A 26,389-nucleotide genomic window follows, 5' to 3' on the forward strand; every position below is an offset into this window, starting at 1 on the left:
CTACTCCGAATCTGCGCTGGAAGCGTCTTGGTCTTGGTCGCCAGCTTTCTCCGCACGCTTGGCCGCGTTCCAAAGCGCCTCCATCTCGTCGAGATCTGCGTCCTTCGGCGTGCGGCCCTCGGCGGCCAGCGCGGTCTCGATGTGCTGAAACCGGCGAATGAACTTGTTGCAGGTGCCCCGTAAGGCCGATTCCGGATCGACGTGCAGGTGTCTGGCCACGTTGGCCAACACAAAGGCGACATCACCGAATTCGTCCGCGATACGCTCCTGAGGCTCGCCGTGGGCGATGGCTTCCTTGAGCTCAGACAACTCTTCCTCGACCTTCTCGATAATCAGTCCGACGTCGGACCAATCGAACCCGACATCCGCCGCGCGCTTCTGGAGCTTGGCGGCACGCGTCAGCCCCGGCATGCCCACAGGCACATCGTTGAGGATGCTTGTCGGATCGGTGGCTTCGCCCCGCGCGGCCTTTTCCTCGGCCTTGATCTGTTCCCACAGACCCGAGCCGAGAAACTCATCGCGGCGGGTAGGGTCCTCGAACACGTGCGGATGCCGCCGGATCATCTTCCTGGTGATGGCATCGGCGACGTCATCGAACGCGAATGCTCCCGTCTCGTTGGCGAGTTGCGCGTGGTAGACGACCTGCAACAGCAGATCCCCGAGTTCGTCCTTCAGCCCATCAAGGTCGCCACGCTCGATGGCATCGGCCACCTCATACGCTTCTTCGATCGTGTAGGGGGCGATGGTCGCAAAGCTCTGCTTCACGTCCCACGGACAACCCGTCTCAGGATCGCGCAGCCGCGCCATGACGGCCAGCAGATCGGCCAGCGTATAGGTTTTGTCGTCCGGCTTGATGCGCGATCCGGTCATGAATTCCATCCCATAGCGCTCAACCTTATAGGTTCAATTTTAGACGCTAGATCATGGCCTTAGGGGAGCATCCTGAACTCGCCACAACCCATACCCGGAATTCGCATAAGGTATATTATGGAAAATATCGGATATGGGGCTTAGTGGGCTGACGGCGCTTCCACAGCGCCGCCGTCTGCCCCTGCAGCGATCTATCGCCGCTCGTACTGATCCCGGATAAAGCGGTCGAGCAAGCGTACGCCGAAGCCCGATCCCCAGCTTCGATTGACCTCGGTCGGCTCCGACGCCATGGCGGTGCCGGCGATGTCCAGATGCGCCCACGGCGTATCCGGCTTGATGAAGCGCTGCAGGAATTGCGCGGCCGAGATCGAGCCGCCCCAGCGACCGCCCGTGTTCTTGATGTCCGCAACCTTGGAGTCGATGAGCTTGTCGTATTTCGGGCCGAGCGGCAGCCGCCACAGCGTCTCGCCGGTCTCCTTGCCCGCGGCGGTCAGTTGCTCGGACAGTTCGTCGTTGTTCGAGAAGAGACCCGCATGCAGCTTGCCGAGCGCCACCATTACGGCGCCGTGAGCGTCGGCGAGGTTGATGACGGCCTTCGGCTTGAATTTCTCCTGGGCGTACCAGAGGCAGTCGGCCAGGACCATGCGCCCTTCCGCGTCGGTGTTGAGCACTTCGATCGTGGTGCCCGACATGGACTCGACCACATCGCCGGGGCGCGTCGCCGTCCCGCTCGGCATGTTCTCCACCAAGCCGATCACGCCGACCACGTTGACCTTCGCCTTGCGTTCGGCAAGCGCGAGCATGAGCCCGGCGACGCAGCCCGCGCCGCCCATGTCGCCTTTCATATCCTCCATGCCGGCGGCGGGCTTCAGAGAGATGCCGCCCGTATCGAAGGTCACGCCCTTACCGACAATTGCGATCGGGTCGCCGCCCTTCTGGCCGCCGCCTTTCCACTGCATCACCGCGACATGGCTGGTGTTCTCACTGCCCTGCCCAACGGCCAGAAGCGCACCCATGCCGAGCCGCTTCATCTGAGCCTCGCTCAGGACGGTGACTTGCACGCCGGCCTTGGTCAGCGTCTTGGCACGGGCCGCGAACTCGGCAGGGTTCAGTACGTTGGCCGGCTCGTTGACGAGATCGCGCGCGAAATTGACGCCATCGAGGATGGCACGCTCCGGCGTGTAGGCCCGTCCGGCCGCCCGCGGGTCGGCGCAATGGATAACGAGACGCTTGAGCGATTTGTCGTCGTCGTTCTTCGTGGGCTTCTTGGATTTGTATTTGTCGAACGTGTAGTTGCGAAGCTGCGCCCCAAGCGCGAAGCTCGCGACGTCCTCAGGCGTGATGTCGTCTTTCGCCGTCTCGAGATAGACATGCGCCGTATCCCCTTCCCGGCCTGTCAGCTTGCCGCGAACCGCGCCGCCGAAATTGAGCCAGTCGTCGTTCGCATAGTCCTTGAGCTTGCCGAGACCCACGAGAACGATCCGCGCGAACTTGACGCCTTGCGGTGCGAGCACATCAACGCTCGTTCCCTGCTTGCCCTTGAAGCCGGCGATCTTCGCGGCCTGTCGCAGCAGACCCTTGGTCTTCTTGTCGAGATCCTGCGCGGCCGGCGTGAGCTTGGGGCCCTCCTCGGCGAAGACAACAGCGATACCGTCGGCGGCGGCGCCGGTCGGGCTGGCAAAGGACAACGTCGTCGGTTTGGTCAAGGCAAACTCCATCGGTGTGGGTCACGCCGCCTTAAGGAGAGGCGGCGGTCGGCAGGAAACAGCCTTCGCGGGCGCCCGCGCGCCCGTGGTGCAACAATGCAACAGCGGCAGGAAATCGTTCGACCTTCGTAAGTGTTGCGTGGGGCGAAAGCAACCCATAGGGAATGGCCGAAATTCCGCCACGTTAAACTGGTCAAATTCCCGATAGAAACCAGCCGCTTGACGTGAATTTGGGGGCATCTTCGCGGGGCTCGGTTTTGGGACGTTTAGGGGACACCGAAAATTCAGGCTCATGACGCTCTTTAGCCGATACATGTTTCGGCAGGTGACGAGTGCGTTTCTCCTCATTCTGCTGACGCTGACGGCCATCATCTGGCTGGCTACAGCGTTGAAACAGCTCGACCTTATTACCTCGCAAGGTCAGGGCCTGATTATCTTTTTTCAGATGACCGCGCTCAGCCTGCCGAGCCTCATCACGCTGATTGCCCCCAACGCCGTCCTCATGGCGGCGCTCTACACCCTCGATCGGATGAACGGCGACAGCGAGATCATCGTCATGACGGCCGCCGGCGCCACCGTCTGGCGCATCTGCCGGCCCCTTATCGCCCTGGCGCTGATCGTGAGCATGCTGATCCTGCTGGTGAACGTGTTCGTCAATCCCGCCTGCATGCGGGCGCTCCGCGACCTCATCACGCAGGTTCGCGCCGATCTGATCTCCCAAGTCCTTCAACCAGGGCGGTTTTCCAGCCCCGAGCGGGGTTTGACCTTCCATATTCGGGGCCGCTCCCAGGACGGCGAACTGCAGGGGCTCCTGTTCCACGACGAGCGAGATTCGAAGCAGGTTATGAGCTATCTCGCCGACAGAGGGCGAATTCTCAGCAATGACGAAGGTAGCTTTTTGATAATGTTCGATGGATACGTTCATCGATACAACGCCAAGGACAAAGATAAATCTGTTCAGATAATCGCGTTCGATCAGAATATGGTCGACTTGTCCAAGTTTACAGAAGGCGGAGACAAGCGAAATAAGCTTGAGCCCAAACAAATGCCAATCATGAGCCTCATAGATCCGCCTACGGAAGACGGGCTCTCAGATAAAGATTATGGGCTTCTGCGCTACGAATTACATGAACGACTGGCAACGCCGCTCTATCCTCTTGCCTTTATCTTTCTCGCCATTGCGCTGATGGGCCAGGCGCGGACGACGCGCGAGAGTAGATGGGGGCAGATTCTCACGGTTTTTGGGCTTGCAGTCGCCATCAGGGTCGCCGGCATAACGGTCGGAAATCTGGTCACGCTGAATGCGTGGGCGGTGATCCTCGTATATGCTATTCCAATCGGGGCGATTCTGATTGCGGCGTGGACGGCGCACGTTAGAATGTCGCCAGAACTGCGGTCCAAGCTGAACTTCGAGCTCAAGTTTCAGCCCAAAAACATAAAGTTGTGGACCGCACGAGGGGTACAGACGGGGTGAAGGCGCAGATGCCAGGCATCAGTGCACGTGGAACGCTCGCGCGCTATTTCTCTGCGCGTTTCCTCGCCGCTATGGTGGCGATGTTCCTAGTCTGCTGCGTGCTGATCTTCTTCGTGGACTTCATCGAGATTCTACGGCGCGCGGGAAAATACTCGAACGAAGCGTCTGGTTTTCTTTTGGTGTGGATCACGCTGTTGCGTCTGCCGTCGTTCTCCGAACTCACCCTACCCTTCGCAGTTCTCATCGGGACGATCGTGATCTTCCTGATGCTCAGCCGCACTTCCGAACTTGTCGTCTTGCGGGCCGCCGGCGTTTCGGTTTGGCAGTTCACCCTTCCTGCCATCCTCGTCGCCTTCCTGCTCGGGATCGGATTCGTGACCGTCTACAACCCGGTCGCGGCGTCCGCACGCGGCGAAGCCGAACGGCTTTATGCGGCGGCGTTCGGAAAAGGCGACTCCTTCCTGCAATCGGCGGGAAGTACCGGCGCGTGGTTGCGTGAAGATGGCGCGGACGGCCCCTCCGTCGTCCATGCTTTGCGCGTCCTCAACCAAGGACTCGAACTGCGCGGCGTCTCGGTGTTCCAGTACAGTCCCAGCCACGAACTGACCGAGCGCATCGAAGCCAAACGCGCCGTCTTGAAGAACGGCCGTTGGGAACTGGAGGAGGCTTGGGTCAGCGCCCCGGGCCGTGAACCGGTTCTGTACGAAAACTATCTGCTGAGTACCTATCTGACCCCGACGCAGGTGCGCGACACGCTCGGCACCGTCTACTCGATATCGTTCTGGGATCTTCCGAACTTCATCGAGATTGCCGAGCGTGCCGGATTGCCTGCCACTCAGTACCGCGTGCAGTACCAGCTGCTCTTGTCGAGACCGTTCTTGCTCGTGACCATGGTGCTCATCGCGGCGACATGCTCGCTGCAGAGCTTCCGGTTCGGCAACGTGCAAATCAACGCCGTGTTCGGATTGGCCGCCGGATTCGGGTTCTTCGTTTTCGCCGAGATCTCGCGAAACTTCGCCATGTCGGGCCTCACCTCCGCGGTCGCGGCGGCGTGGATTCCGGTCATCGTCGCAATGTCACTCGCACTCACTGTGCTCTTGTACAAAGAGGACGGATGACGATGCGTGTGAACCCCACAGTCCTCCGAACGATGCGCCGGGCCCTGCCCGGCCTTGACGCGTCTTATGGGCGTCGATTGGCGTTGCCGGTCGTGGCGCTTGCGGTAACGCTCGGCGCCCTGCTTGCCACGCACGAGCGCGCTCATGCGCAGGCGCAAACAGGCCTCGAGCAGATCGTCAAAGCGCCCGACGTGAAGTCGTCGGACCCGATGCTGCTGCAGGCGGACGAGTTGATCTACGAGAACAACAACTCCCGGGTCACAGCACGCGGCAATGTCGAGGTCTATTACGGCGACTACACTCTGCTCGCCGATCGCATCGTCTATGACCGCAGCGCCAACACGCTTGCTGCCGAAGGCAATGTCCGGATGAAGGATCCCGACGGCGCTGTCATCACCGCGAACGAACTGACCCTGACCGACGACTTCCGCGACGGTTTTGTCGACGCCTTGAGATTCGTGACGCAGGACGACACGCGCATCACCGCGCAGTCGGCTTCGCGCGAGGCCGGCAACGTCACGGTGTTCCAGAAGGGCATGTTCACGCCTTGTAAGATCTGCCGCGAGAACCCCGACAAGGCACCGACCTGGCGCATCCGTGCCGGCAAGATCACGCACAAGCGCGATCAGGCGAAGATCACGTTCAACAACGCGACCTTCGACCTCTTCGGTGTGCCGGTTCTCTGGGCGCCCTATTTCGAGACCGCCGACCCCACGGTCAAACGCAAGTCCGGCTTCCTGATCCCGTCCTACAGCCACTCGAACGAGCTCGGCAACACGATCCAGGTGCCCTACTACTTCGCCCTGTCCGACTACTACGATTTCACCTTTGCCCCGATGTGGACGGAGAATGCCGGCACGTTGCTGCTCGGCGACTGGCGTCAGCGTACGGCGAACGGCGGCTTCAACATCGAGCTCGCAGGCGTCTTCGACAACGTCAACGACTACAGCAGTCCCGCCTATGGCGACGACTTCCGCGGCAGCATCAAGACCAAGGGCGTGTTCGCGCTCGACCCCTACTACTCCGTGGGTTGGGACGTCTTGCTCGAAACCGACGAAACGTTCCGGCGCTACTACAACCTCGACTCGCGCTTGCGCACCGATCGCGTCTCGCAGATCTATCTCGAGGGCCTGCGCGGGCGGAACTATTTCTCGACGCGCTTCTACAACACGCAGAGCCTGCTGTTTACCGACGAAGAGTTCTCCGAGGCCGTTGTCTACCCGATCATCGACTACGACTACATCGTCGACACGCCGATTCTCGGCGGCGAACTGAGCTTCAACAGCAACACGATGGTGTTCTCGAGCGCCGACGGCACGGACTCGAACCGCTTCATCATGGAGGCGAATTGGCGCCGGCAAATCACCGACGGCATCGGCCAGGTCTTTACGCCGTTCGGCCGGTTGCGCGGCGACGTCTATAGTCTCGACAATCCCGGTGTTCTCGAATTGGGCGGCACCGAGGATCTCACCATCGACGATCCGTACAGCGTGCTTTCCGACAACCGGGACAACGGCACGATCTGGCGCGGCAATGCGGTCGCCGGTCTTGAGTATCGCTATCCGTTCGTCACCTCGACTGGAATGGTCACGCACACGATCGAGCCCATTGGACAGATCATTGCTCGACCCGATGCCGTCGGGGACCAGCAGGAGATCCCCAATGAGGACGCTCTAAGCTTGGTGTTCGACGATACGATCCTGTTCGATATCGACAAGTTCTCCGGCTACGACCGGATCGAAACGGGCACGCGGATCAACGCCGGCTTCGGCTATACCGCCCAACTCGCGAGCGGCGGTTACGCTCGTGCCGTCTTCGGTCAGAGCTACCAGGTCGCTGGCGACAACGAGTTCGACAACGCGTTCTACCAGAACAGTGGTCTGTCAACGAGCAACTCGGATTACGTTACGGGTGTCTATGTCCAGACTGTGAGCGGCTTCGCCTTCACCGGCCAGGCACGTTTCGATCAGGATAACTTCGACATGGTCCGGACCGATCTGGGCTCCAGCCTCAACTACGGCCCGGTTCAGGCGCGGGTGAACTACGCGAAGGTCCCGGGCACGATCGAGACGAGCGACATCACGCCGAATCTCACCAACGTCGTGAACGCGGACGACAGCGAGGAAATTCTGCTTGCCGGCGCACTGGCCATCACCGACGAGTGGTGGCTGCTCGGTAACCTGCGCTACGATATTGCGGGCAGCCAGACGATCACGGACGGTCTCGGTCTTCGGTACCAGGACGATTGCTTCAAGATCGATGTGACCTACCAGCGTTCGTTCATCCGCGATCAGGACATCGAGCCGGATGAGCGCTTCGTCTTCACGTTCGCCCTGAAGCACCTCGGCGAGTACACGGCCTCGGCCGATGCCGGTGCACTCGGTACCAGCGATAGCGGAGGGCTCTAGCAGCGATGAGCCTTGCACCGTCAAACCTGAAGCGAGTTTTCGCCGCCACCGCGGGCGTGCTGCTGTTGCTGCTCGCCGCTTTCGGCGCCCAGGCGCAGGACGTAAAGATCAAGCTGTTGGTCAACGACGATCCAATCTCCGACTACGACATCGCACAGCGTGAGAGATTTCTGCAGCTGACCGCCAAGGCGCAGCCTGGTCCGGAACTCACTAAGAAGACCACGGAAATGCTGATCACGGAGCACCTCCAGCTCCAGGAAGGCCGGAAGCTCGGCATTACGCCCAGCGACGCGGAGGTGACGCGGGTTCTGGATGGCATGGCCTCCCAGAACAATCTCGATGCCGCCGGTCTGACGACGGCTCTGGCACGTTCGGGCGTCAACATCCGTACCTTGAAAAACCGTATCAGTGCCCAGATGGTCTGGCAGCGCGTCGTCCAGCAAAAATTCCGCCGTGAAGTGAACGTGAACGATGCTCAGATCGACGAAGCGCTGGCGGAGACCGGTAGCGGGTCGTCTTCGGGGGGTCTCAAGCAGCTGCGCCTCCCCCTCTCCAATGGCGCCAACCAAAAGACCGTCGCGGCCAGAGTGGCGGAAGCCGAGAACCTACGGGCCCAGTTTCGGGGGTGCGGCAGCGTTCAGACCCTCGCCAAAGGCGTACAGGGCGCCACCATCCGTAACCTCAAGGTCCAGGACGCCACGACGCTCGGATCTCCCGCGCGCATCCTGGTCCGCAACGCCAAGGTAGGACAGATGACGCCGCCCACGGTGAGCCGTGCCGGTGTCGAGCTCTATGCCGTCTGCGGCGGGGCGTCCGCCGCGGCCACAGGCGACCTCAACATCCGTGACGAAACCGAGCGGAAAATCATGAACGAGGAGCTCAAGGAGAAGGCGGAGCAATACCTGGTAGAACTCCGCGAAAAGGCGTTCATCGAGTACCGCTAACCGCGCGCTGCAGCGATGTTCCTAAGCGCCCAGGCATGCTAGGCCATTGCGCATGTCAGTCCCGGTCCCTAAGCCCCTCGCCCTGACCATCGGCGACCCAGCCGGCATCGGTCCGGACGTTACCTTGCTTGCCTTCGAGGCACGGCACCGCGAACAGCTGCCTCCGTTTGTCTATCTCGCGACAAAGCCATACCTGGAAGCGCGTGCCAAGCAGCTCGGCCTGACCGTTCGGGTTGAGACCGTTGCGCGCCCCATGGAGGCGGTCGACGTATTCGCCGACGCCTTGCCGATCCTTCCGATTCCCGTACCGGTTCCGGTGCAGCCGGGTACGCCCGAGCCCGGCTCCCAGGCGGCCGTGACCGCCTCCATAGAAGCGGCCGTCGAAATGGTTCAGTCCGGCGAAGCGCGGGCCGTCGTGACCAATCCGATTTCCAAATCGAATCTGTACCAGGCCGGCTTCACCTTTCCGGGGCATACGGAATATTTGGCTGCGCTCGCCTCGGCGGACGGCCAGGCCCCGCATCCCGTCATGATGCTCGCGTCCGACATTCTGAAAGTCGTCCCCGTAACCATCCACATCCCGTTGAAGGACGTGCCCGCCGCCCTGACGCGCGACCTGCTGATGAAAACCATCGCGATCACCGACCGGGACATGCGCCGGCGCTTCGGGCTCGCGCGGCCACGGATCGCCGTGAGCGGCCTCAACCCGCATGCCGGAGAGGACGGCAGTCTCGGCCGCGAGGAGACCGACATCATCGCGAGCACGATCCTCGCGGCGCAAGACGCGGGTCTCGATGTCCATGGCCCCTACCCGGCGGACACGCTGTTTCATGAAGCGGCCCGAGAGCGTTACGACGTGGCGATCTGCATGTATCACGATCAGGCCCTGGTGCCGTTCAAGACGCTCGCCTTCGAAGACGGCGTCAATGTCACGCTCGGCCTGCCCTTCGTGCGTACCTCACCGGACCATGGCACCGCCTTCGACATCGCCGGCACCGGCAAAGCCAACCCGAGAAGCCTCATCGGAGCCCTGCGGCTGGCGGACGCCATGACCGCCGAGGGCACAGGTTCTCGCGCATGACCGCGCCGGACGGTCTGCCGCCCTTGCGGGAGGTGATACGAGCGGCGGGCCTCTCGGCAAAGAAGAGCCTCGGTCAGAACTTTCTGCTGGATCTCAACCTCACCCGGCGCATCGCGCGCTCCGCAGGGCCGTTGGAAGGTGTCACCGTCGTCGAGGTGGGGCCGGGTCCCGGCGGCCTGACCCGTGCTCTTCTTATGGAGGGCGCGGCCAAGGTTATCGTCATCGAACGCGACGAGCGCTGTCTGGCGCCGCTCCAGGACATCGCCGCGGCCTATCCGAACCGGCTGGAGATCATGAGCGCCGATGCCCGCGAGGTCGACTACGGCGCCTTACCGATCCACGGCCCTGCGCGCCTCGTCGCCAACCTTCCTTATAGTGTCGGCACGCCCCTTCTGATCGGTTGGCTCAAGAGCAGTCCGTGGCCGCCATGGTTCGACAGCCTCGTGCTCATGTTTCAGCGGGAGGTCGCCGAGCGCATCGTGGCCGCCTCCGGCGGCAAGGACTACGGACGCCTCGCGGTTCTGTGCCAGTGGCGCACGGACCCGCGCATCCTCTTCTCGCTACCGCCGGACGCCTTCACGCCGAAGCCGAAAGTCGCCTCGGCCGTGGTCAAGCTCGTACCGAAGGAGCATCCAGAGCCGCCTTGCGATGTGAGGGTGCTGGAGCGCGTAACCGCCGCCGCCTTCGGACAGCGGCGCAAAATGCTCCGGGCCAGCCTCAAACAAGTCACGCCCGATCCGGAGACGCTGCTGACGGCGCTTGGTCTCGATCCCAAAGCCAGGGCCGAAACGCTCGACATCGCCGACTTTTGCCGTATCGCGAACGCGCTCACTCAGCAGGGATAGCGGCGGGTCGGAGTCGGCCGGCGACTAGAGTTCGGTCAGCAGCCCCTGCACGAACCCGTCCAAGCCGGGCGCGTGCGCTTCAAACGTTCGGCCGCCAGCACCGCATGCACCGCCGCGACGGACTGGTCCACGTCGAAATTGACGAGCACGTAGTCGTAGGCGGTCCAATGCTGGATTTCGTTGCTGGCCCCCGCCATGCGGCGCGCAACAACATCATCGGAATCCTGTGCCCGTGCCTTTAGGCGTTTCTCGAGCGCGCCGGCCGTCGGCGGCAGGACGAAGACCGAGACGACATCGTCATTGGCTTGCTCGCGAAGCGAGTCCGCACCTTGCCAATCTACGTCGAACAGCACGTCACGGCCGTCCGCCAGGGTCTTCGTCCACGGCGCCCGCGTCGTGCCGTAGAAATTGTCGAACACGAGAGCCCATTCCAGGAAGGCCTTCTCGTCACGCATCTTCGTGAAGGTCTGCTTGTCGATGAAGTGGTAGTCCCTGCCGTCGACTTCTCCGGGGCGCCGTGCGCGCGTCGTATGCGAGATCGAAGCGGCAATGCCGGGATCTTCGTCGAGAACCCGCCGCGCGATCGTCGTCTTACCCGCGCCGGACGGCGACGACAGCACCAGCATGAGGCCGCGACGTTTGATCGTCTCCATGGGAGCGCTCATCTGTTCGCCTCACTCGATGTTCTGAACCTGCTCGCGCAGCTGATCGATGACGGATTTGAGCTCGAGCCCAATCCTGCTGATCTCGATATCGGCTGCTTTGGAACAGGTGGTGTTGGCTTCACGGTTGAACTCCTGTGCCAGGAATTCGAGCTTACGCCCCGCAGGCTGGCCGCTCGCAATCAGCTCGCGTGCGGCGGCGACATGAGCGATCAGCCGGTCGAGCTCTTCTTGTATGTCGGCCTTCGCGGCCAAGAGGAGCCCTTCCTGATGCAACCGCTCGGGATCGAGCGACGCGCCGGCTTCATCCAGCCGGGCAATCTGATCACGCAGCCGCGTCGCGATCAGCTCCGGCTGCTTCGCCATGATGGCCTTGGCCTGGGCAACAAGCGTTTCGATGGCCGCGAGCTGCGCCTCGATGACCTCGGTGAGCCGCTCACCCTCGGCGACACGCGCGGCAACAAGTTGATCGAGAGCCTCGGACAGCCCGGCGAGCAGCGCGGCGGCGAAGGCTTCCCGCTGCTCGTCGCTTTCCTCCGGCTCCGCGACTTCGACGACCCCGCGCATACCGAGAAGCGTATCGAGCTTCGCAGGTTCAAGAAGAGTTTGCTTTCGCGCCTGTTCCGCCACGGCGTAGGCCTCGGCCAGCGCCGTCTCGTTCAACCGGATTTCCAATTGCCCGGCGTCGCGCTTCACCGACAGCGACATGGTGCAATTGCCCCGCGCCAGTTGCTCCTGGCAGCGCGCCCGCACCTGGGGCTCGAGCCGCTCCAACCCTGGGGGAAGGCGCAAGCGCAAGTCCAAGGACCGGCCGTTCACGCTGCGGACCTCCCAGAACCAGTTCGTGTCGCCGTGAGTCCCGTCGGCGCGGGCAAAGCCAGTCATGCTTTTCAATGTCATTGGTCTTGCCCACCCCTCCCCGACGCGGCGCGGCCCGCCCTAGCGAACCGACATAGCCGGGACTTATACCCGAGTCGGGACCGAATCGGCCACGAAGCATGCTCCGGCGTTACCGCGTTCTCACTCGTTTGCGTATGCATGGATGTCGCGTCAGACCGATCGCCGCCGAACGGCTATCGGATCGGGTTGCGATACGGCCACCCGACAGGTCCCCCGGGCGGGGTCAGGCCGTCTTCGCCTTCCGGCAAGAGCATCCCACGCTCGGCCGCCAATTTGGCGGCCTCCTCCTCGGCCTTCTGCCGCGCGCGGATCTCGCGCTCGATCTTCCGCCACTTCACGACGTTCCGATTATGCTCCGCGAGCGTCGTGGAAAAGATGTGGCCGCCGGTACCGTCGGCCACGAAGTAGACCTCATCGGTCTTCGCGGGCTTCAGAACCGCCTCGATCGCGGCCCGGCCGGGATTGCCGATTGGCGTCGGTGGCAGGCCATCGATTTGATAGGTGTTGTACGGATTTTCCTGTTTCAGCTCATCCTTCGTAATAGGATGATCGCGCATGCCGGACCCACCGAAAATGCCGTAAATGATGGTGGGATCGGACTGCAGACGCATGCCCTTGCGTAGCCTATTGTTAAAGACGGCCGCGATGCGCGGACGCTCCTCCGCAATGCCCGTCTCCTTCTCGACGATGGAGGCCAGGATCACGGCCTCTTCAGGCGTCTTGACCATGATGTCCGGGTCGCGCTCTTCCCAAACTTGAGCCAGAAACTTGCTCTGCGCGGCTTGCATGCGCTGGAGAATGTCCTCCTTCGAATCCTTCGTCCCGAAGCTATAGGTATCGGGCAGCAAGGACCCCTCCGGCGGGATGGCGCTCACGCCGCCGTCGAGTTCTTCGTTTGCGGAAATCCGCTCGACGATCTGCTGGCTGGTCCAGCCCTCCGGAAACGTGATTCTGTACTGAACGGATTTTCCATCGACCAGCGTGTTGAGCACTTCGCGCATGGTCGCCTGCTTATCGAACTGGTACTCGCCGGCCTTCAGCGTGCCCTCACCCTTGAGCCGCATGAAATAGAAGATGGCCGCCATGAAGATGCGGCGATCCGTGATGACCCCTTCCTCGGTGAGCCGGTTCGCAATGGACGTCGTGCTGGCCCCCTTCGGCACCGCGAAGATCGTCGAGACTTGGAGTGGGCCGGGGCGGTCGAATTCAACACGCAGGAAGTAGAAGAACGACGCCACCAAGACAGCCACGATGAGAACGAAATTGAGAAGCCCGTCGAACAAGCGCAGAACCGGATGCGAGTTGTCGTCGTCTTCGTCCTGAGGCGGCAGTTCCGGCGGCCGCTGCGGCACCAGCGCCTCGGCAGGGCTATTCGCCGCCACGTTCGCGGCGGGACGGGGCGCGACCGGAGGCTTGGGATGAGGCTGGTGGGGTGGAGTTGCCGCTTGAGGCTGACCGGGCTGTTGACCGGGCGGCTGATACGGAATCTTGCGGCCTGTGGCCGGATCCTCGACGTATTTCCGTCCGGTTTTCCGGTCGACGAAAATACGGCGCCGCGTTCCTTGCGGAGGTGGAGGGGTGTTCCGCGACGAAGTCATGCTAGATGAGCGCGAACCTTAAGGACAACGGCACCACATTCCGGGGTAATATGGCGAAAGGGTGTTTCGCCTGGCAAGCAAAAGGACCGACCGTCTAGGCGGCGTAGCGGCGCATCACCAACGAGGCGTTGGTGCCGCCAAAGCCAAACGAATTCGACAGGACGGTATCGATCGTACGCTGCCGCGCCTTGTGCGGCACCAGGTCGATTGCCGTCGAGACCGACGGGTTGTCCAGATTGAGCGTTGGTGGCGCAAGGTTGTCCCGGATAGCCAGAACCGAGAAGATCGCCTCGACGGCACCCGCTGCCCCGAGCAAATGGCCGGTGGCCGACTTCGTCGACGACATGGAAACCTTGCCGGCGGCATTTCCGAACATACGCTCTACGGCACCGAGCTCGATCTCGTCGCCCATGGGCGTCGAGGTTCCGTGGGCGTTGATATAGTCGATATCGGCCACATCGATTCCCGCACGTTTCACCGCAGCGGTCATGCAGCGATAGGCGCCATCGCCGTCCTCCGCCGGAGCCGTGATGTGGAAGGCGTCACCCGAAAGACCGTAGCCGATGATCTCGGCGTAGATCGTTGCCCCGCGCGCCTTGGCGTGCTCGAGTTCCTCGACCACGACCACACCGGCCCCCTCGCCCATGACGAAGCCGTCGCGATCCCGGTCATAGGGACGAGAGGCCTTCTGGGGCGCGTCGTTGAAATTCGTGGACAGGGCGCGGCAGGCGGCAAACCCGGCAAGGGACAGGCGGCACACCGGCGATTCCGATCCGCCGGCGACCATGACGTCCGCATCGCCGAAGGCGACGAGCCGGGAGGCATCGCCGATTGCGTGCGCACCCGTGGAGCAGGCCGTCACCACCGAATGATTGGGACCTTTCAGTCCGTGTTCGATGGAGACATAACCCGACGCCAGATTGATCAGGCGTCCCGGAATGAAGAACGGGCTGACTCGGCGCGGCCCCTTCTCATTGAACAGCAGCGAGGTCTTCTCGATGCCCTGAAGGCCGCCGATGCCCGACCCGATCAGAACGCCCGTGCGAGTCTGATCTTCGTAGGACGTGGGCTTCCAGCCGGCGTCCTGAAGAGCCTGCGTCGCAGCGCCCATCGCGTAGATGATGAAATCATCGACCTTGCGCTGTTCCTTCGGCTCCATCCAATCGTTCGGATTGAACGAGCCGTCGCTGCCGTCGCCCCTGGGCACCTGACAGGCAACCTGGCACGACAGATCGGACACGTCGAAATCTTCGATGTGTTTGGCGGCATTTTCACCCGCCGTCAGACGCTTCCACGCAGACTCATAGCCGGAGCCGAGGGGTGAAACGAGACCGAGACCTGTAATGACGACACGTCGCATCGCGGCTTTGCCAGATCCTTAAACAGAAAGTTCGAGGATCGGGCCCTTTCGGGCCGGATCGCTCATGGTCTGAAGTTCGAGATCAACCGCCTGGGCTGATCGGGCAGCCTGCTTTAGGCCGAGTTCTTCTCGAGGAACTTGATGGCGTCGCCGACCGTCAAGATCGTCTCGGCGGCATCGTCCGGAATCTCACAGCCGAACTCTTCCTCGAAAGCCATCACCAGTTCGACCGTGTCGAGGCTGTCCGCCCCGAGATCGTCGATGAAGCTTGCGTTGTCAGTCACCTTGTCGGCCTCAACACCGAGATGCTCGACAACAATCTTTTTTACGCGCTCAGAGATATCGCTCATGTCCTCCTCACCGTCCCTTCAACTCTCATAGATCCCTATTGGCCTCGCGTACCTCAGAGCATTCAGCCCCCGGCCCAAGACACCCTCTAATGGCTAGTCAGGAGGGTTGATCGCGGCGGGATTGCCCTTTGTCAAGCCCCCGCAAACGGCCGATTGCGTAGCATACTCTAATTGACTTTGCCAGAAGCCCCTAACTCGCAGTCCCGTTTACAAAAATTCCAAATCACGTCCGTGCCGGACGCCGCCGCCATGGCCCTCAGACCATGATCATCCCGCCGTTCACATGCATCGTCTCGCCAGTGACGTAAGATGCTTCTTCGCTTGAGAAAAACACGACCGCGGCCGCAACGTCCTCCGGCTTGCCGAAGACCTGCGCCGGAATGGCGGCGGCAATAGCCTCGGTTTGCTTCTCGGTCAAGGCCTCCGTCATGGGCGTGGAGATAAAGCCCGGCGCAATGCAGTTGGCGGTGATACCCCGCGCGGCGACCTCACGGGCCAGCGACTTGGTCATGCCCACGAGACCGGCCTTGGAGGCAGCGTAGTTGCCCTGCCCCGGATTGCCGAGCACGCCCGAGATCGACGCGATATTGACGATACGCCCGCCGCGGCGGCGCATCATGCCGCGCAGCACGCCGCGCGTGAGCGTGAAGACGGAGGTGAGGTTGACCGACAACACGTCGTCCCACTCCTCGTCCTTCATCCGCATGAAGAGATTGTCCTTGGTGATGCCCGCGTTGTTCACGAGGATATCGACCTGACCGAGAGCTTTCTCCGCATCGTCCGCGAGCGCGGCGACGGCCGTGCGGTCGCGCAGATCGCAGGGAAGCACGAAGACCCGGTCGCCGAGTTCGCCGGCGAGCTTCTCCAGCTTCGCAGCGTTGGTGCCCGAAATCGCCACGGTCGCGCCCTGATCGTGCAGAGCCTTGGCGATAGCGCCGCCAATTCCGCCTGTCGCGCCCGTCACCAAAGCACCCTTCCCACTGAGGTCGAACATAATCGAATCTCTCCCTAAAGCTTTGCGCCCGCCTAGCCGTTCAATGCGGCGGCGGCGCTCTCCAATTCTTCCGGCGTTCCGACGCTGCTGGCATCGACGCCGTCGAGGCGCCGCGCCATACCCGTCAGCACACGGCCCGCGCCGACCTCGTACATCTTGTCGACGCCGTTGTTCGCGAGGAACTGCATCGTCTCCCGCCAGCGCACCATGCCCGTCACCTGCTCGACGAGACGGGTCCGAATGGCTTCCGGATCGGTAATGGGCTCGGCAAGCACGTTCGCCACAACCGGCACGCATGGCTCCGAAATGGTCACATCCGCCAGCGCCGCGGCCATGGCCTCGGCGGCGGGTTGCATCAGCGCGCAATGGAACGGTGCACTCACGGGCAGCAGGACGGCGCGGCGCGCGCCGAACTTAGGTGCGAGCGCAACCGCTCGTTCGATGGCCGTCTTCTTGCCCGAAATCACGACCTGGCCCGGCGCATTGTCGTTGGCCGCCTGGCAGCACTCGCCCTCGCTCGCCGCTTCCGCCAGCTCTTGCGCCTGCGGCAAATCGGCCCCGAGCAGCGCGGCCATGGCGCCCTCGCCCACCGGAACCGCTTCCTGCATCGCCTTCCCGCGGATCTTCAGCAGCCGCGCCGTGTCGGCGAGGCTCAGCGCGCCGGACGCGGCCAGCGCCGAATACTCACCCAAGGAGTGCCCAGCCACATAGGCGACCTTGTCCGGCAAAGAGAATCCCGTCTTTTCCAGAGCCCGCATCGCCGCGAGCGAGACCGCCATCAGCGCCGGCTGGGCGTTTTCCGTGAGGGTCAGATCGCCTTCCGGCCCTTCCCACATCAGCGTGGAGAGCTTCTGGTCCAGGGCCTCGTCTACCTCGTCGAAAACAGCTTTGGCCGCCGGAAAAGCTTGGGCCAATCCAGCGCCCATGCCGACAGCTTGGCTCCCCTGGCCGGGAAAAACGAAGGCAATACTCATTATCTTGAAAGAACGGCGCGTTGTTTATCGGAAGGTCGCCAAAGACACTGTTTCAATCTGGCCTGTCAAGCGGGCATAAGTACCGTCCGGCCGGCCTCCCCATTTGCCTTGCAAAGCGTCCGCAAACCACTATAAAGCCCAGCTTCCAGTAGCCGCTCCGGTCGGAGGCTGAACGGAGGACCGTTTTTTGGCTCATGAATAATGGGCCTGACGGCAGGAGAAATCCGCCTCCCGTGTCTCCGCTCTTCTGGGCTTGCGCTCTTTAGAGCTACTTCTTGGGCCTTTCCTTCATAGCGCCCACGACGAGGCTTCGCGCCGGAGCAACGAAGAAGAAGGAAAGGCACACCATGCCTCTCTATGAACACGTGTTCCTGGCGCGCCAGGACGTATCGACACAGCAGGTCGAAGGCCTGCAGGAGACCTTCCGCTCTCTGATCGAGGAGAATGGCGGAAAGATCGCCAAGACCGAGTATTGGGGTCTCAAGTCCCTCGCCTACCGGGTGAAAAAGAACCGGAAGGCGCACTACACGCTGATGAACATCGACGCCCCCCACGAGGCCGTGGCCGAAATGGAACGTCAGATGGGTCTGTCCACGGACGTTATCCGCTTCCTGACCGTTCGTGTGGACGAGCACGAGGACGGTCCCTCCGCGATGATGCGCCGTTCCGACCGTGACGAGCGCGATGGCCGCCGTGGCCCGCGCCGTGATCGCGATCACGACCGTGGCGATCGTCCCGCCCCGCGACGTCCCACTCCGATCGGAGCGCCGCCCCCAAAGCCGCTAGCGAGGATGCTTCCTAATGAGCGCGACAACGATCCAAGCGCGCCGCCCGTTCTATCGCCGGCGCAAGACCTGCCCCTTCTCGGGCGACAAGGCCCCGAAGATTGACTACAAGGACGTGAAGCTGCTGCAGCGTTACGTCTCCGAGCGCGGCAAGATGGTGCCGAGCCGGATCACGGCCGTGTCCGCCAAGAAGCAACGCGAATTGCGCGCGCGATCAAGCGGGCGCGCTTCCTCGGCCTGCTGCCTTATCTGATCCAGTAAGGCTTCAGACTAAGAAGTAGCAAAAGCTTGGGCCTCCGGGCCCGGCGACACATCGAATCGAAAGTTGGGGTGGGCGCACGTTCCACCCCTAACCGCCCCAGAAGGCAAGCGGGACAGCGAGATCAATGCCGGCACATCTTCTCATAGGCGCAGGCGCAGGCCTGGTTTCAGCGGCGCTGTTCGCGTCCGCCGTCGTTTCGGCGGCGCTGGCCGGTCTCATTCTCTATCTTTGTCCGTTGCCGCTTTGCCTCGCGGGTCTCGCCTGGGGCAGGCAGTCCGTCACGCTCGCCGGATTTGTGGGAGCGATCCTCACCCTACTCGTACTCGGCGCTTCGCCAGGCATCGTCTACGCGGTCACCGTGGCGATTCCGGCCACGATCCTGGTCCAGCTCAGCCTGCAGCATCGGACCGTTCCCGACCCCGCCGGCAACGCCAAGCAGATCATCGCTTGGTATCCAGCCGGCCGGCTCGTCGCCGCCGCCGCTATCATGGCCGGCGTGATCGCCTCGTTGATGGTCCTGCTTCTCGGCCCCGACATGACCCGTTACCAGGCGGCCATCGATCAAATGATTCCGGTGATCCACGAAACGCTGGGCGCGGACAACGAAGTCTGGACGCCCGAGGCCACCGAGAATTTACGGACTCTTCTGACGCGTGCCCTGCCCGCGGTCATGGCGATCGTGTGGATCACCATCGCGCTGTTCAACATGTGGCTGGGCGGTGCGATCGCAAAAGGCTCGGGCCACGCTTTGCGTCCTTGGCCGAACTTTCACGCCCTCGAAATTCCCAATGCGATGGTCATTGCCTTCGCCGTGGCCCTGGCCCTGTCCTTCGTTCCCGGAATCCTCGGTTTGATCGGCACCGGGTTCGCAGGTGCGTTCTTGATTGCCTACCTGCTTCAGGGCCTCGCGGTCATCCACTTCTACACGCTCGGCATGCCGTTCCGCACGGTCCTGCTGGTGGTCCTCTATCTCGCCGTTTTGCTTCTCGGCTGGGTGGCGATCCTCGTCGCCATTCTCGGACTTGGCGAACCGGTGTTCGGCCTGCGGGGACGCGCTTCGGCCGCCCCGACCAAAACTGACGACGACAATACCCACGACTAACACTGACGACTGAAAGACAAAGACTAGGAGTACTGAACCATGGAAATCATCCTGCTGGAGCGCATCGGCCGCCTCGGACAAATCGGCGATGTGGTCAACGTAAAGGACGGCTACGCCCGCAACTTTCTTCTGCCGCAAGGCAAAGCTCTCCGCGCAACCGAAGCCAATCGCGCTCATTTCGAAAACGAGCGCGCGCAGCTCGAAGCGCGTGACCTGGAGCGCAAGACCGAAGCCGAAGCCGTGTCCGGGAAACTGGCCGGCGAGCGCTTCGTGGTTATCCGTCAGGCCGGCGACACCGGGCAGCTCTACGGCTCCGTGTCGACCCGCGACATCGCCACGGCCGTCACCGAAGGCGGCTTCTCGATCGAGCGCCGCCAAGTGCTGCTCGACAAGCCCATCAAGACCCTTGGTCTCCACGAGGTCCGCGTCGCCCTGCATGGCGAGGTCGTTCCGACCGTGATCGTCAACGTCGCCCGCACCGAGGACGAGGCCGAGCGCCAGGCACGCGGTGAAGATGTGACCCAGGAGCTGACCGACGAGGAAGAAGAGGCAGCCGAAGCGCTTGCCGCCGGCGAAGCGCTCTTCGAAGAAGGCGTGGAGCCCGAAGACGCCGACGAGGCCGCCGAAGAATTCTCCGAGGAGGAGACGAAAGAGGACGGCGCAGAGTCCGCATAGCGCGACAATACGCGACACGAACCATTAGGTATTCGAGGAGGCAGGTTGTTGTTTCGCCTGCCTCCTCTGCCTAGGATATGCGAGGCTCAACTTCGGTAACAACGGGCCCCGAACACATGATCTGTCGCGTGATCTGACATGTTTCGCCCGCTCAAACTCATTCTTGGGCGGACCATCAAGACCGGCCACCTGCAGTTGGTAGACGCCGAGGGCCGAATTCATGTGTTCGGCGATGGCACCGGCAGCCCCGTCATCGCCCGCATTCAAGACAAACGTACCGAGAGGCAGATCTTCTTCAATGCGTCCCTCGCGGTGGGCGAAGCCTACATGGACCGGCGCCTCGTTCTCGAACAGGGCACGCTCTACGATCTTCTCGAACTCGTACTGATCAACGCGTCGTGGCAACGGCGCCCCGGCTGGGTTCTGGCGCTCGACAGCATTCGTGGCGCGGCCCTGCGATTGCAGCACTACAACCTCACCAAACGCTCCCGGCGGAACGTCGCCCACCACTACGATATCGACGGTTCGCTCTACGATCTGTTCCTCGACCCGGACCGTCAGTACTCCTGCGCCTATTTCGAGGAGGACGGCCAGTCGCTCGAGGATGCGCAGGAAGCCAAAAAGCGCCACATCGCAGCGAAGCTCAACCTGTCGGATGGAATGCGGGTGCTCGATATCGGTGCGGGCTGGGGTGGACTGGCGCTGCATCTCGCCAAGACCGCCCATGTGGACGTGACCGGAATCACGCTGAGCGAGGAGCAACTCAAAGTCGCCCGCGACCGCGCGGCCGCCGAGGGACTATCGAAGGCTGTCCGGTTCGAGCTGTGCGACTATCGCGATCTCGAGGGCCAGTTCGATCGCATCGTATCGGTTGGCATGTTCGAACATGTCGGGACCGCTCATTACAGGCAGTTCTTCCGGCAGCTGGAACGGTTGCTGACCGACCGGGGCGTGGCTCTCGTGCATTCGATCGGTCAATTCGATGCTCCTACCGCAACCAATCCGTTCATTGCGAAGTACATCTTCCCGGGCGGCTACATTCCGGCCTTGAGCGAGGTTATGCCTGCGATCGAGCGCGAAGGCCTGCTCACCACGGATGTGGAGATCCTGCGCTTGCACTATGCGACGACGCTGCGCCACTGGCGGCAACGCTTCCGTAGCGCCTGGCATACGGCGGCGGAGAAATTCGGCGAGCGATTCTGCCGGATGTGGGAGATGTATCTGGCTTGCTCGGAAGCGGGCTTCCGCTACCAGAAGCTCATGGTCTTTCAGATCCAGCTGGCCAAGTCAGTGGACGCTCTGCCCCTGACTCGCGACTACATGACGGACCGCGAGCGGGATCTGCGGGCCCGCGCAGACCAGGCGCGCGCCGCGCGCTCGTAAGACGCGGCCCGAGCGCCAAATTAGCCTGTGAGTTTGGGCACGATCTCCCCGTTGTTCACAGGACTGACATCTGGTCGGCCCCTGGCAATTGTCTACTGTTGGGTATGACCGCACTGATTCGCCAGACGCCCCAGGGGCCGCATCACGAGCCCCACCCCGAGGCCCCGGACTATCGGGAAGCCCCCAATAATCTGGAGGCCGAACAGGACCTGCTCGGCGCCATCCTCGTGAACAACGAGGCGCTGGACCGGGTCTCGAGCTTCCTGAAGCCCGATCACTTCTTCGATCCGCTTCATGGGCGCATCTTCGAAAGCGCGGCCAAGCTGATCATGGGCGGCAAGCGCGCGACGCCCATCACGCTCAAGACCTTCTTCCAGGCGGACCCGCCCGTCGGCGATCTCACCGTTCCCCAATATCTGGGGCGCCTCGCCGCCAACGCCACGACGATCATCAACGCCGAGGATTATGGCCGCACGGTCTACGATCTGGCCGTCCGCCGGAACCTGATCGACATCGGCGAGGGCATGGTCAACACGGCCTATGACTCACCGATCGACGCGGAGCCCTCGAAGCAAATCGAAGAAGCCGAACAGCGCCTCTACGAGCTGGCTGAAACGGGCAAATACGGCGCCGGCTTCGAACCGTTTTCGTCTGCCCTCACCGACGCGATCGACATGGCCGCGAACGCCTACCAGCGCGACGGCGGCCTGTCGGGACTTGCCACCGGGTTCGCCGACCTCGACCAGCGCATGGGCGGCCTTCAGGCTTCCGACCTCGTGATCCTCGCGGGACGTCCCTCCATGGGCAAGACGGCGCTCGCGACCAACATCGCCTATCACGTGGCCAAGGCCTACGCCGCCGATCCCAATTCAGGCGAAGCGACGGACGGCGCTGTGGTGGGTTTCTTCTCCCTGGAAATGTCGGCGGAGCAGCTGGCGACCCGTATCATTTCCGAGCAGTCCCAGATCTCCTCGGAGAAGATCCGCCGCGGCCGCATCGACTCCAACGATTTCGACCGCATCGTCGAGGCCTCGCAGGAACTCCAGAATCTCCCGCTCTTCATCGACCAGACGGGCGGTATCTCCGTGGCCCAGCTTGCCGCTCGCGCACGGCGCCTGAAAAGGCAGCGAGGGCTTGGGTTTGTTATCGTAGACTACCTTCAGCTCTTAACAGGGTCCTCCCGCCGCGCCCAGGAGGGCCGCGTCCAGGAGGTCTCCGAGATCACCACCGGGTTGAAAGCCCTGGCCAAAGAGCTCCACGTGCCTATTCTCGCGCTCTCACAGCTCTCCCGTCAGGTCGAGCAGAGGGATGACAAGCGGCCGCAGCTGGCGGATTTGCGTGAATCGGGGTCCATCGAACAGGATGCCGATGTGGTAATGTTCGTGTTCCGCGAGGAATACTACCTAGAGCGCAGCCAGCCGCGCGAGAACACCGAAGAGCACAGACAGTGGCAACAGGACATGGAAGCCGTCATGGGCAAGGCCGAGGTCATCGTGGGCAAACAGCGCCACGGACCGACGGGATCGGTGACGCTGCAGTTCTCTCCGGAGTTCACCCGCTTCTCCAATCTCGCGGCCTCGGAGCGTCTGCCGGACCGGATGGAGTGAGCGGCGCGGCAGCGCGGCCACAGAGCCCCGGCAACGACACGCACGAGACCGCGATCCTGACGATCGATCTTGGCGCGCTTGCCGAAAACTACCGCGACTTATGCGAACGCACGCGCCCGGCGGAATGCGCGGCTGTCGTGAAAGCGGACGCATACGGTCTGGGCATGGCGCAAGCCGCTGCCGTGCTCTGGCGCACCGGCTGCCGGACCTATTTCGTAGCCACCATCAGCGAAGCGATCGACCTGCGCACCCTATTACCCGAGGCGATGATCTACGTGCTGAACGGCCTCCTGGCCGGGACGGCCGCCAGCTTCCACGCCCACAATCTTCGTCCCGTCCTCAACAGTGCCAGAGAGGTCCGCGAGTGGGCCGGCTATTGCACCCATGTCCGCGAGGCCCTGCCCTGCGCCGTCCACCTCGACACCGGCATGAACCGGCTCGGCCTGTCGGGCACCGACATCGACGAGGTCACCGGCATCGCCGAGCTTTGGCAGACAGTGGCCTTGTCCCTCGTCATGAGCCATCTCGCCTGCGCCGATGACTGCACCCACGCCAAGAACGCGCAGCAGCGCACGCGTTTCGACGTGCTGCGCGCGATGTTCCCGGAAGCGCCGACGAGCCTTGCAAATTCCGCCGGCATTCTGCTTGGACGCGACTATCACTACGATCTGGTGCGGCCCGGCATTGCGCTCTATGGCGGCCACCCTCAACGGCAGGGCGAGAGCCCGTTCCGCTCGGTCGTGCACTTGATGGGCCGGATTCTACAAATTCGCGATGCCGAAATAGGCGAGACCGTCGGCTATGGCGCGACTCGGACCCTCGACCGGCCCACCCGTATCGCCGTGGTGTCGGCCGGCTACGCGGACGGTTTGTTCCGGGCCCTCTCCGCCGGCGACGGCGAAAAGGGGCTGACCGGCTATCTCGGGCCCTACCCGGTGCCGATCCTGGGACGCGTCTCCATGGACCTCATCAGCGTGGACGTGACGGACGTTCCTGAGGCTTTTTGCCAACGCGGCGCCTGGGTCGAGCTTCTCGGTCCCAATGTCAGCGCGCACGCCATGGCGGCTCAAGCGGGGACGATCGACTACGAAGTGCTGACGAGCCTCGGCAACCGGGCCTCGCGCCGCTACATCGGCAGCTAAGCAGGGGCGCGTAACGTACTAGGGACCATGGCAAAACCCTCCAAAGCTTACGTCTGCCAATCCTGCGGCGCCGTCGCCGCGCGCTGGTCGGGCAAATGCGCCGCCTGCGGTGAGTGGAACTCCCTCATCGAGGAGGCCGCGACTCCCTCGCAGAGCCCCGCCCTCGTGGCCATCAAGGGCGGCAAAGGCCGGCAGGCGCAGTTCGAGACATTGGACGCGAAGGCCGAGGATGCGCCGCGCCTCAGGACCGGGATCGCGGAGCTGGACCGCGTCCTGGGCGGGGGTCTGGTGCCAGGCGCAGCCGTCCTCGTGGGCGGCGATCCAGGCATCGGCAAGTCCACGCTTCTCCTGCAAGCGGCGGCCGAGCTCGCACAGCAGGGGGCGCCCGTCATCTACCTGTCGGGCGAGGAAGCCACTGCCCAAGTGCGGATGCGGGCGGGACGTCTCGGAGTCGCGGGCGCTCCCGTCGCGCTCGGGACCGAGACCAACGTCGCCAACATCATCGCCACCCTCAGCAGTGGTCCGCCCCCTGCTCTTGTCATCATCGACTCTGTCCAGACGCTTTGGTCGGAAGGCATCGAATCCGCGCCGGGAACGATCTCGCAGCTGAGGGGCTGTTCCGCCGCGCTCATCAGCTACGCGAAGGCCAGCGGCACGACCCTGGTCCTCGTGGGCCATGTAACCAAGGACGGCCAGATCGCCGGTCCCAAGGTGATCGAGCACATGGTCGATACGGTGCTCTATTTCGAGGGCTCAAGCGGCCACCAGTTCCGGATCCTGCGGTCGGTGAAGAACCGCTTCGGGCCCACCGACGAGATCGGTGTGTTCGAGATGCGCCTGGAGGGCCTGCGCGAGGTCGAGAATCCTTCGGCGCTGTTCCTCAACGATGCCGACCGGGGCTCACCGGGAACCGCGGTGTTCGCCGGCATGGAAGGCACTCGGCCCATCCTCGTGGAGATCCAGGGCCTCGTGGCACAAAGCGTGCTGGGAACGCCACGCCGCGCCGTGGTCGGTTGGGACCAGAACCGCCTCTCGATGCTGTTGGCCGTGCTCGAGGCGCGCTGTGGCGTGCGGCTTGGCGGCCACGACGTCTATCTCAACGTGGCCGGTGGCCTGCGGCTGAACGAACCAGCCGCCGACCTTGCCGCGGCCGCGCGCTGCTCCTCGTCTTTCACGGGGCGCGCGGCCCCCGAAGACACGGTCTATTTCGGCGAAGTGAGCCTAACCGGCGCCGTCCGCGCGGTCGGCCACACGGAGCAGCGTCTCAAGGAATCGGCTAAGCTTGGCTTCGTCCAGGCCGTTGCGCCCGCGGGCAAGGGGCCTGCCGAACACGACACGGCAGGCATCGTGCTCAACCCCGTGTCCCAGCTCGAAGACTCGTGACCTGGTTCGCCCTGCCCGAGGGTTAACCCAGTCGTGGATTGCGACGAAGTGTGACCCCCAAGCCATTGCACAACGGGGCCCATTCGTGCTTCATCCGCGAGAATCGTGATAGGTTAGTAACTCTTCCGAGGGAGCGTCGTGGCATGCCGATTTCCTGGCTCGATATCATTTTGATCGTCATCATGCTCATCTCGGGCTTCCTCGCCATGGTGCGCGGTTTCACCCGCGAGGTGCTGTCGATCTTCTCCTGGGCCATGGCGGCCGTTGCCGCGCTGTACTTCACGCCGCGCTACTACGAAGTCCTTTCGCCCTACATCGACAATCCGAGCATCGCGCAGATCGCCTTCGCCGCGGCGGTGTTCATCGTCACGCTGATCGTCGTGAGCCTCATCACCTTCCGCATCTCCGACAAGGTGCTCGACAGCCGGGTTGGAGCGCTCGACCGCTCGCTCGGATTCGTCTTCGGCCTGGCCCGTGGCTTTCTCCTGGTGGCCATCGTCTTCATTCTTTTCACCGCGCTTGCCCGAGACCAGCCAGAGTGGGTCACCAGCGCGCGCTCTTATCCTGTCTTGCAGCGTACCCAGGTCGCCATCGAGTCGCTGCTGCCGACCAATCCTGAGGAGTTCATCCCCAAGAAGGAAGAGGAAGGCAGCGACGCGGCAACGGATGGTGCGCCTGCCCAGCAGCAAGACGCGCCGCTCTAGTTAGGTGCTTGCGTCAAAGTATCCAGTTGCGTGGCATTGAAGCCCCGGATGGGGCGACTATT

The 26,389-nt window shown here is 62.9% G+C and carries 23 protein-coding genes and 1 pseudogene; 15 read left to right on the forward strand and 9 right to left on the reverse strand.

Annotated elements, in window-relative coordinates:
* A complete protein-coding gene (mazG, locus tag AUC70_RS10160) occupies window positions 1-870 on the reverse strand; it encodes a nucleoside triphosphate pyrophosphohydrolase (RefSeq protein WP_069445093.1) in 870 nt (289 codons plus the stop codon).
* A gap of 191 nt (window positions 871-1,061) precedes the next feature.
* Entirely contained in the window at window positions 1,062-2,588 is a 1,527-nt protein-coding gene (locus tag AUC70_RS10165) for a leucyl aminopeptidase (RefSeq protein ID WP_083241469.1), read from the reverse strand.
* Between the two features lie 280 nt (window positions 2,589-2,868).
* Here AUC70_RS10165 and lptF point away from each other — a divergent pair, with 280 nt between their 5' ends.
* The 6 genes from lptF to rsmA are packed head-to-tail and all read left to right on the forward strand — an operon-like array spanning window position 2,869 to window position 10,446.
* Entirely contained in the window at window positions 2,869-4,050 is a 1,182-nt protein-coding gene (lptF, locus tag AUC70_RS10170) for an LPS export ABC transporter permease LptF (RefSeq protein WP_069444763.1), read from the forward strand.
* Window positions 4,051-4,058: 8 nt separating this feature from the next.
* Window positions 4,059-5,168: an LPS export ABC transporter permease LptG gene (gene lptG, locus AUC70_RS10175; RefSeq protein ID WP_083241517.1), complete on the forward strand. Its 1,110-nt coding sequence runs from the start codon at window positions 4,059-4,061 to the stop codon at window positions 5,166-5,168.
* Window positions 5,165-7,576, forward strand: a complete 2,412-nt coding sequence (locus tag AUC70_RS10180) for an LPS-assembly protein LptD (protein WP_083241470.1) — start codon at window positions 5,165-5,167, stop codon at window positions 7,574-7,576. The genes lptG and AUC70_RS10180 overlap by 4 nt, the downstream gene beginning before the upstream one ends.
* A gap of 5 nt (window positions 7,577-7,581) precedes the next feature.
* Window positions 7,582-8,520: a SurA N-terminal domain-containing protein gene (locus tag AUC70_RS10185; RefSeq protein WP_069444765.1), complete on the forward strand. Its 939-nt coding sequence runs from the start codon at window positions 7,582-7,584 to the stop codon at window positions 8,518-8,520.
* A gap of 52 nt (window positions 8,521-8,572) precedes the next feature.
* Window positions 8,573-9,601, forward strand: a complete 1,029-nt coding sequence (gene pdxA / locus AUC70_RS10190) for a 4-hydroxythreonine-4-phosphate dehydrogenase PdxA (RefSeq protein WP_069444766.1) — start codon at window positions 8,573-8,575, stop codon at window positions 9,599-9,601.
* Window positions 9,598-10,446, forward strand: coding sequence for a 16S rRNA (adenine(1518)-N(6)/adenine(1519)-N(6))-dimethyltransferase RsmA (gene rsmA, locus AUC70_RS10195; protein ID WP_069444767.1), 849 nt, complete (start codon window positions 9,598-9,600; stop codon window positions 10,444-10,446). The genes pdxA and rsmA overlap by 4 nt, the downstream gene beginning before the upstream one ends.
* A gap of 35 nt (window positions 10,447-10,481) precedes the next feature.
* On the opposite strand, the gene gmk is transcribed toward rsmA, so the two are convergent.
* The 7 genes from gmk to fabD all read right to left on the reverse strand — a co-directional run bounded on the left by gmk (window position 10,482) and on the right by fabD (window position 17,284).
* Entirely contained in the window at window positions 10,482-11,111 is a 630-nt protein-coding gene (gene gmk, locus AUC70_RS10200; RefSeq protein ID WP_069444768.1) for a guanylate kinase, read from the reverse strand.
* 9 nt (window positions 11,112-11,120) lie between these two features.
* Window positions 11,121-12,008: a YicC/YloC family endoribonuclease gene (locus AUC70_RS10205; RefSeq protein ID WP_069444769.1), complete on the reverse strand. Its 888-nt coding sequence runs from the start codon at window positions 12,006-12,008 to the stop codon at window positions 11,121-11,123.
* A 173-nt stretch (window positions 12,009-12,181) separates the two neighbouring features.
* Window positions 12,182-13,606 (reverse strand): endolytic transglycosylase MltG, encoded by a 1,425-nt coding sequence (gene mltG, locus AUC70_RS10210; RefSeq protein WP_083241471.1) that lies wholly within the window; start codon window positions 13,604-13,606, stop codon window positions 12,182-12,184.
* A 94-nt stretch (window positions 13,607-13,700) separates the two neighbouring features.
* Window positions 13,701-14,966, reverse strand: a complete 1,266-nt coding sequence (fabF, locus tag AUC70_RS10215; RefSeq protein WP_069444771.1) for a beta-ketoacyl-ACP synthase II — start codon at window positions 14,964-14,966, stop codon at window positions 13,701-13,703.
* 113 nt (window positions 14,967-15,079) lie between these two features.
* Window positions 15,080-15,316, reverse strand: a complete 237-nt coding sequence (locus tag AUC70_RS10220; RefSeq protein WP_045367288.1) for an acyl carrier protein — start codon at window positions 15,314-15,316, stop codon at window positions 15,080-15,082.
* A 256-nt stretch (window positions 15,317-15,572) separates the two neighbouring features.
* Window positions 15,573-16,310 (reverse strand): 3-oxoacyl-[acyl-carrier-protein] reductase, encoded by a 738-nt coding sequence (fabG, locus tag AUC70_RS10225; protein ID WP_069444772.1) that lies wholly within the window; start codon window positions 16,308-16,310, stop codon window positions 15,573-15,575.
* 32 nt (window positions 16,311-16,342) lie between these two features.
* Window positions 16,343-17,284, reverse strand: coding sequence for an ACP S-malonyltransferase (gene fabD, locus AUC70_RS10230; RefSeq protein ID WP_069444773.1), 942 nt, complete (start codon window positions 17,282-17,284; stop codon window positions 16,343-16,345).
* Between the two features lie 347 nt (window positions 17,285-17,631).
* Here fabD and rpsF point away from each other — a divergent pair, with 347 nt between their 5' ends.
* The 9 genes and pseudogenes from rpsF to AUC70_RS10275 all read left to right on the forward strand — a co-directional run bounded on the left by rpsF (window position 17,632) and on the right by AUC70_RS10275 (window position 26,327).
* A complete protein-coding gene (rpsF, locus tag AUC70_RS10235; RefSeq protein WP_069444774.1) occupies window positions 17,632-18,174 on the forward strand; it encodes a 30S ribosomal protein S6 in 543 nt (180 codons plus the stop codon).
* A pseudogene (gene rpsR, locus AUC70_RS10240) lies at window positions 18,086-18,330 on the forward strand (30S ribosomal protein S18). The gene rpsF and the pseudogene rpsR overlap by 89 nt, the downstream one beginning before the upstream one ends.
* Window positions 18,331-18,455: 125 nt before the next feature.
* Window positions 18,456-19,433 (forward strand): DUF2232 domain-containing protein, encoded by a 978-nt coding sequence (locus AUC70_RS10245; RefSeq protein ID WP_069444775.1) that lies wholly within the window; start codon window positions 18,456-18,458, stop codon window positions 19,431-19,433.
* A 39-nt stretch (window positions 19,434-19,472) separates the two neighbouring features.
* Window positions 19,473-20,108 (forward strand): 50S ribosomal protein L9, encoded by a 636-nt coding sequence (gene rplI, locus AUC70_RS10250; protein ID WP_069444776.1) that lies wholly within the window; start codon window positions 19,473-19,475, stop codon window positions 20,106-20,108.
* Between the two features lie 138 nt (window positions 20,109-20,246).
* Window positions 20,247-21,491, forward strand: coding sequence for a cyclopropane fatty acid synthase (locus AUC70_RS10255; RefSeq protein WP_069444777.1), 1,245 nt, complete (start codon window positions 20,247-20,249; stop codon window positions 21,489-21,491).
* A gap of 104 nt (window positions 21,492-21,595) precedes the next feature.
* Window positions 21,596-23,098, forward strand: coding sequence for a replicative DNA helicase (locus AUC70_RS10260; RefSeq protein ID WP_069444778.1), 1,503 nt, complete (start codon window positions 21,596-21,598; stop codon window positions 23,096-23,098).
* On the forward strand, window positions 23,095-24,240 hold the full coding sequence (gene alr, locus AUC70_RS10265) for an alanine racemase (RefSeq protein ID WP_206599365.1): 1,146 nt from the start codon (window positions 23,095-23,097) through the stop codon (window positions 24,238-24,240). Before AUC70_RS10260 ends, alr begins: the two co-directional genes overlap by 4 nt.
* Window positions 24,241-24,267: 27 nt before the next feature.
* The gene (radA, locus tag AUC70_RS10270) at window positions 24,268-25,623 is read left to right on the forward strand and encodes a DNA repair protein RadA (protein ID WP_069444779.1); all 1,356 of its coding nucleotides are present in this window, start codon (window positions 24,268-24,270) and stop codon (window positions 25,621-25,623) included.
* Window positions 25,624-25,766: 143 nt separating this feature from the next.
* The gene (locus AUC70_RS10275) at window positions 25,767-26,327 is read left to right on the forward strand and encodes a CvpA family protein (protein WP_069444780.1); all 561 of its coding nucleotides are present in this window, start codon (window positions 25,767-25,769) and stop codon (window positions 26,325-26,327) included.
* Window positions 26,328-26,389 lie beyond the last annotated feature (62 nt).

Origin of the sequence: Methyloceanibacter stevinii (assembly GCF_001723355.1) — a bacterium.
GTDB classification, from domain to species: Bacteria; Pseudomonadota; Alphaproteobacteria; order Rhizobiales; family Methyloligellaceae; genus Methyloceanibacter; species Methyloceanibacter stevinii.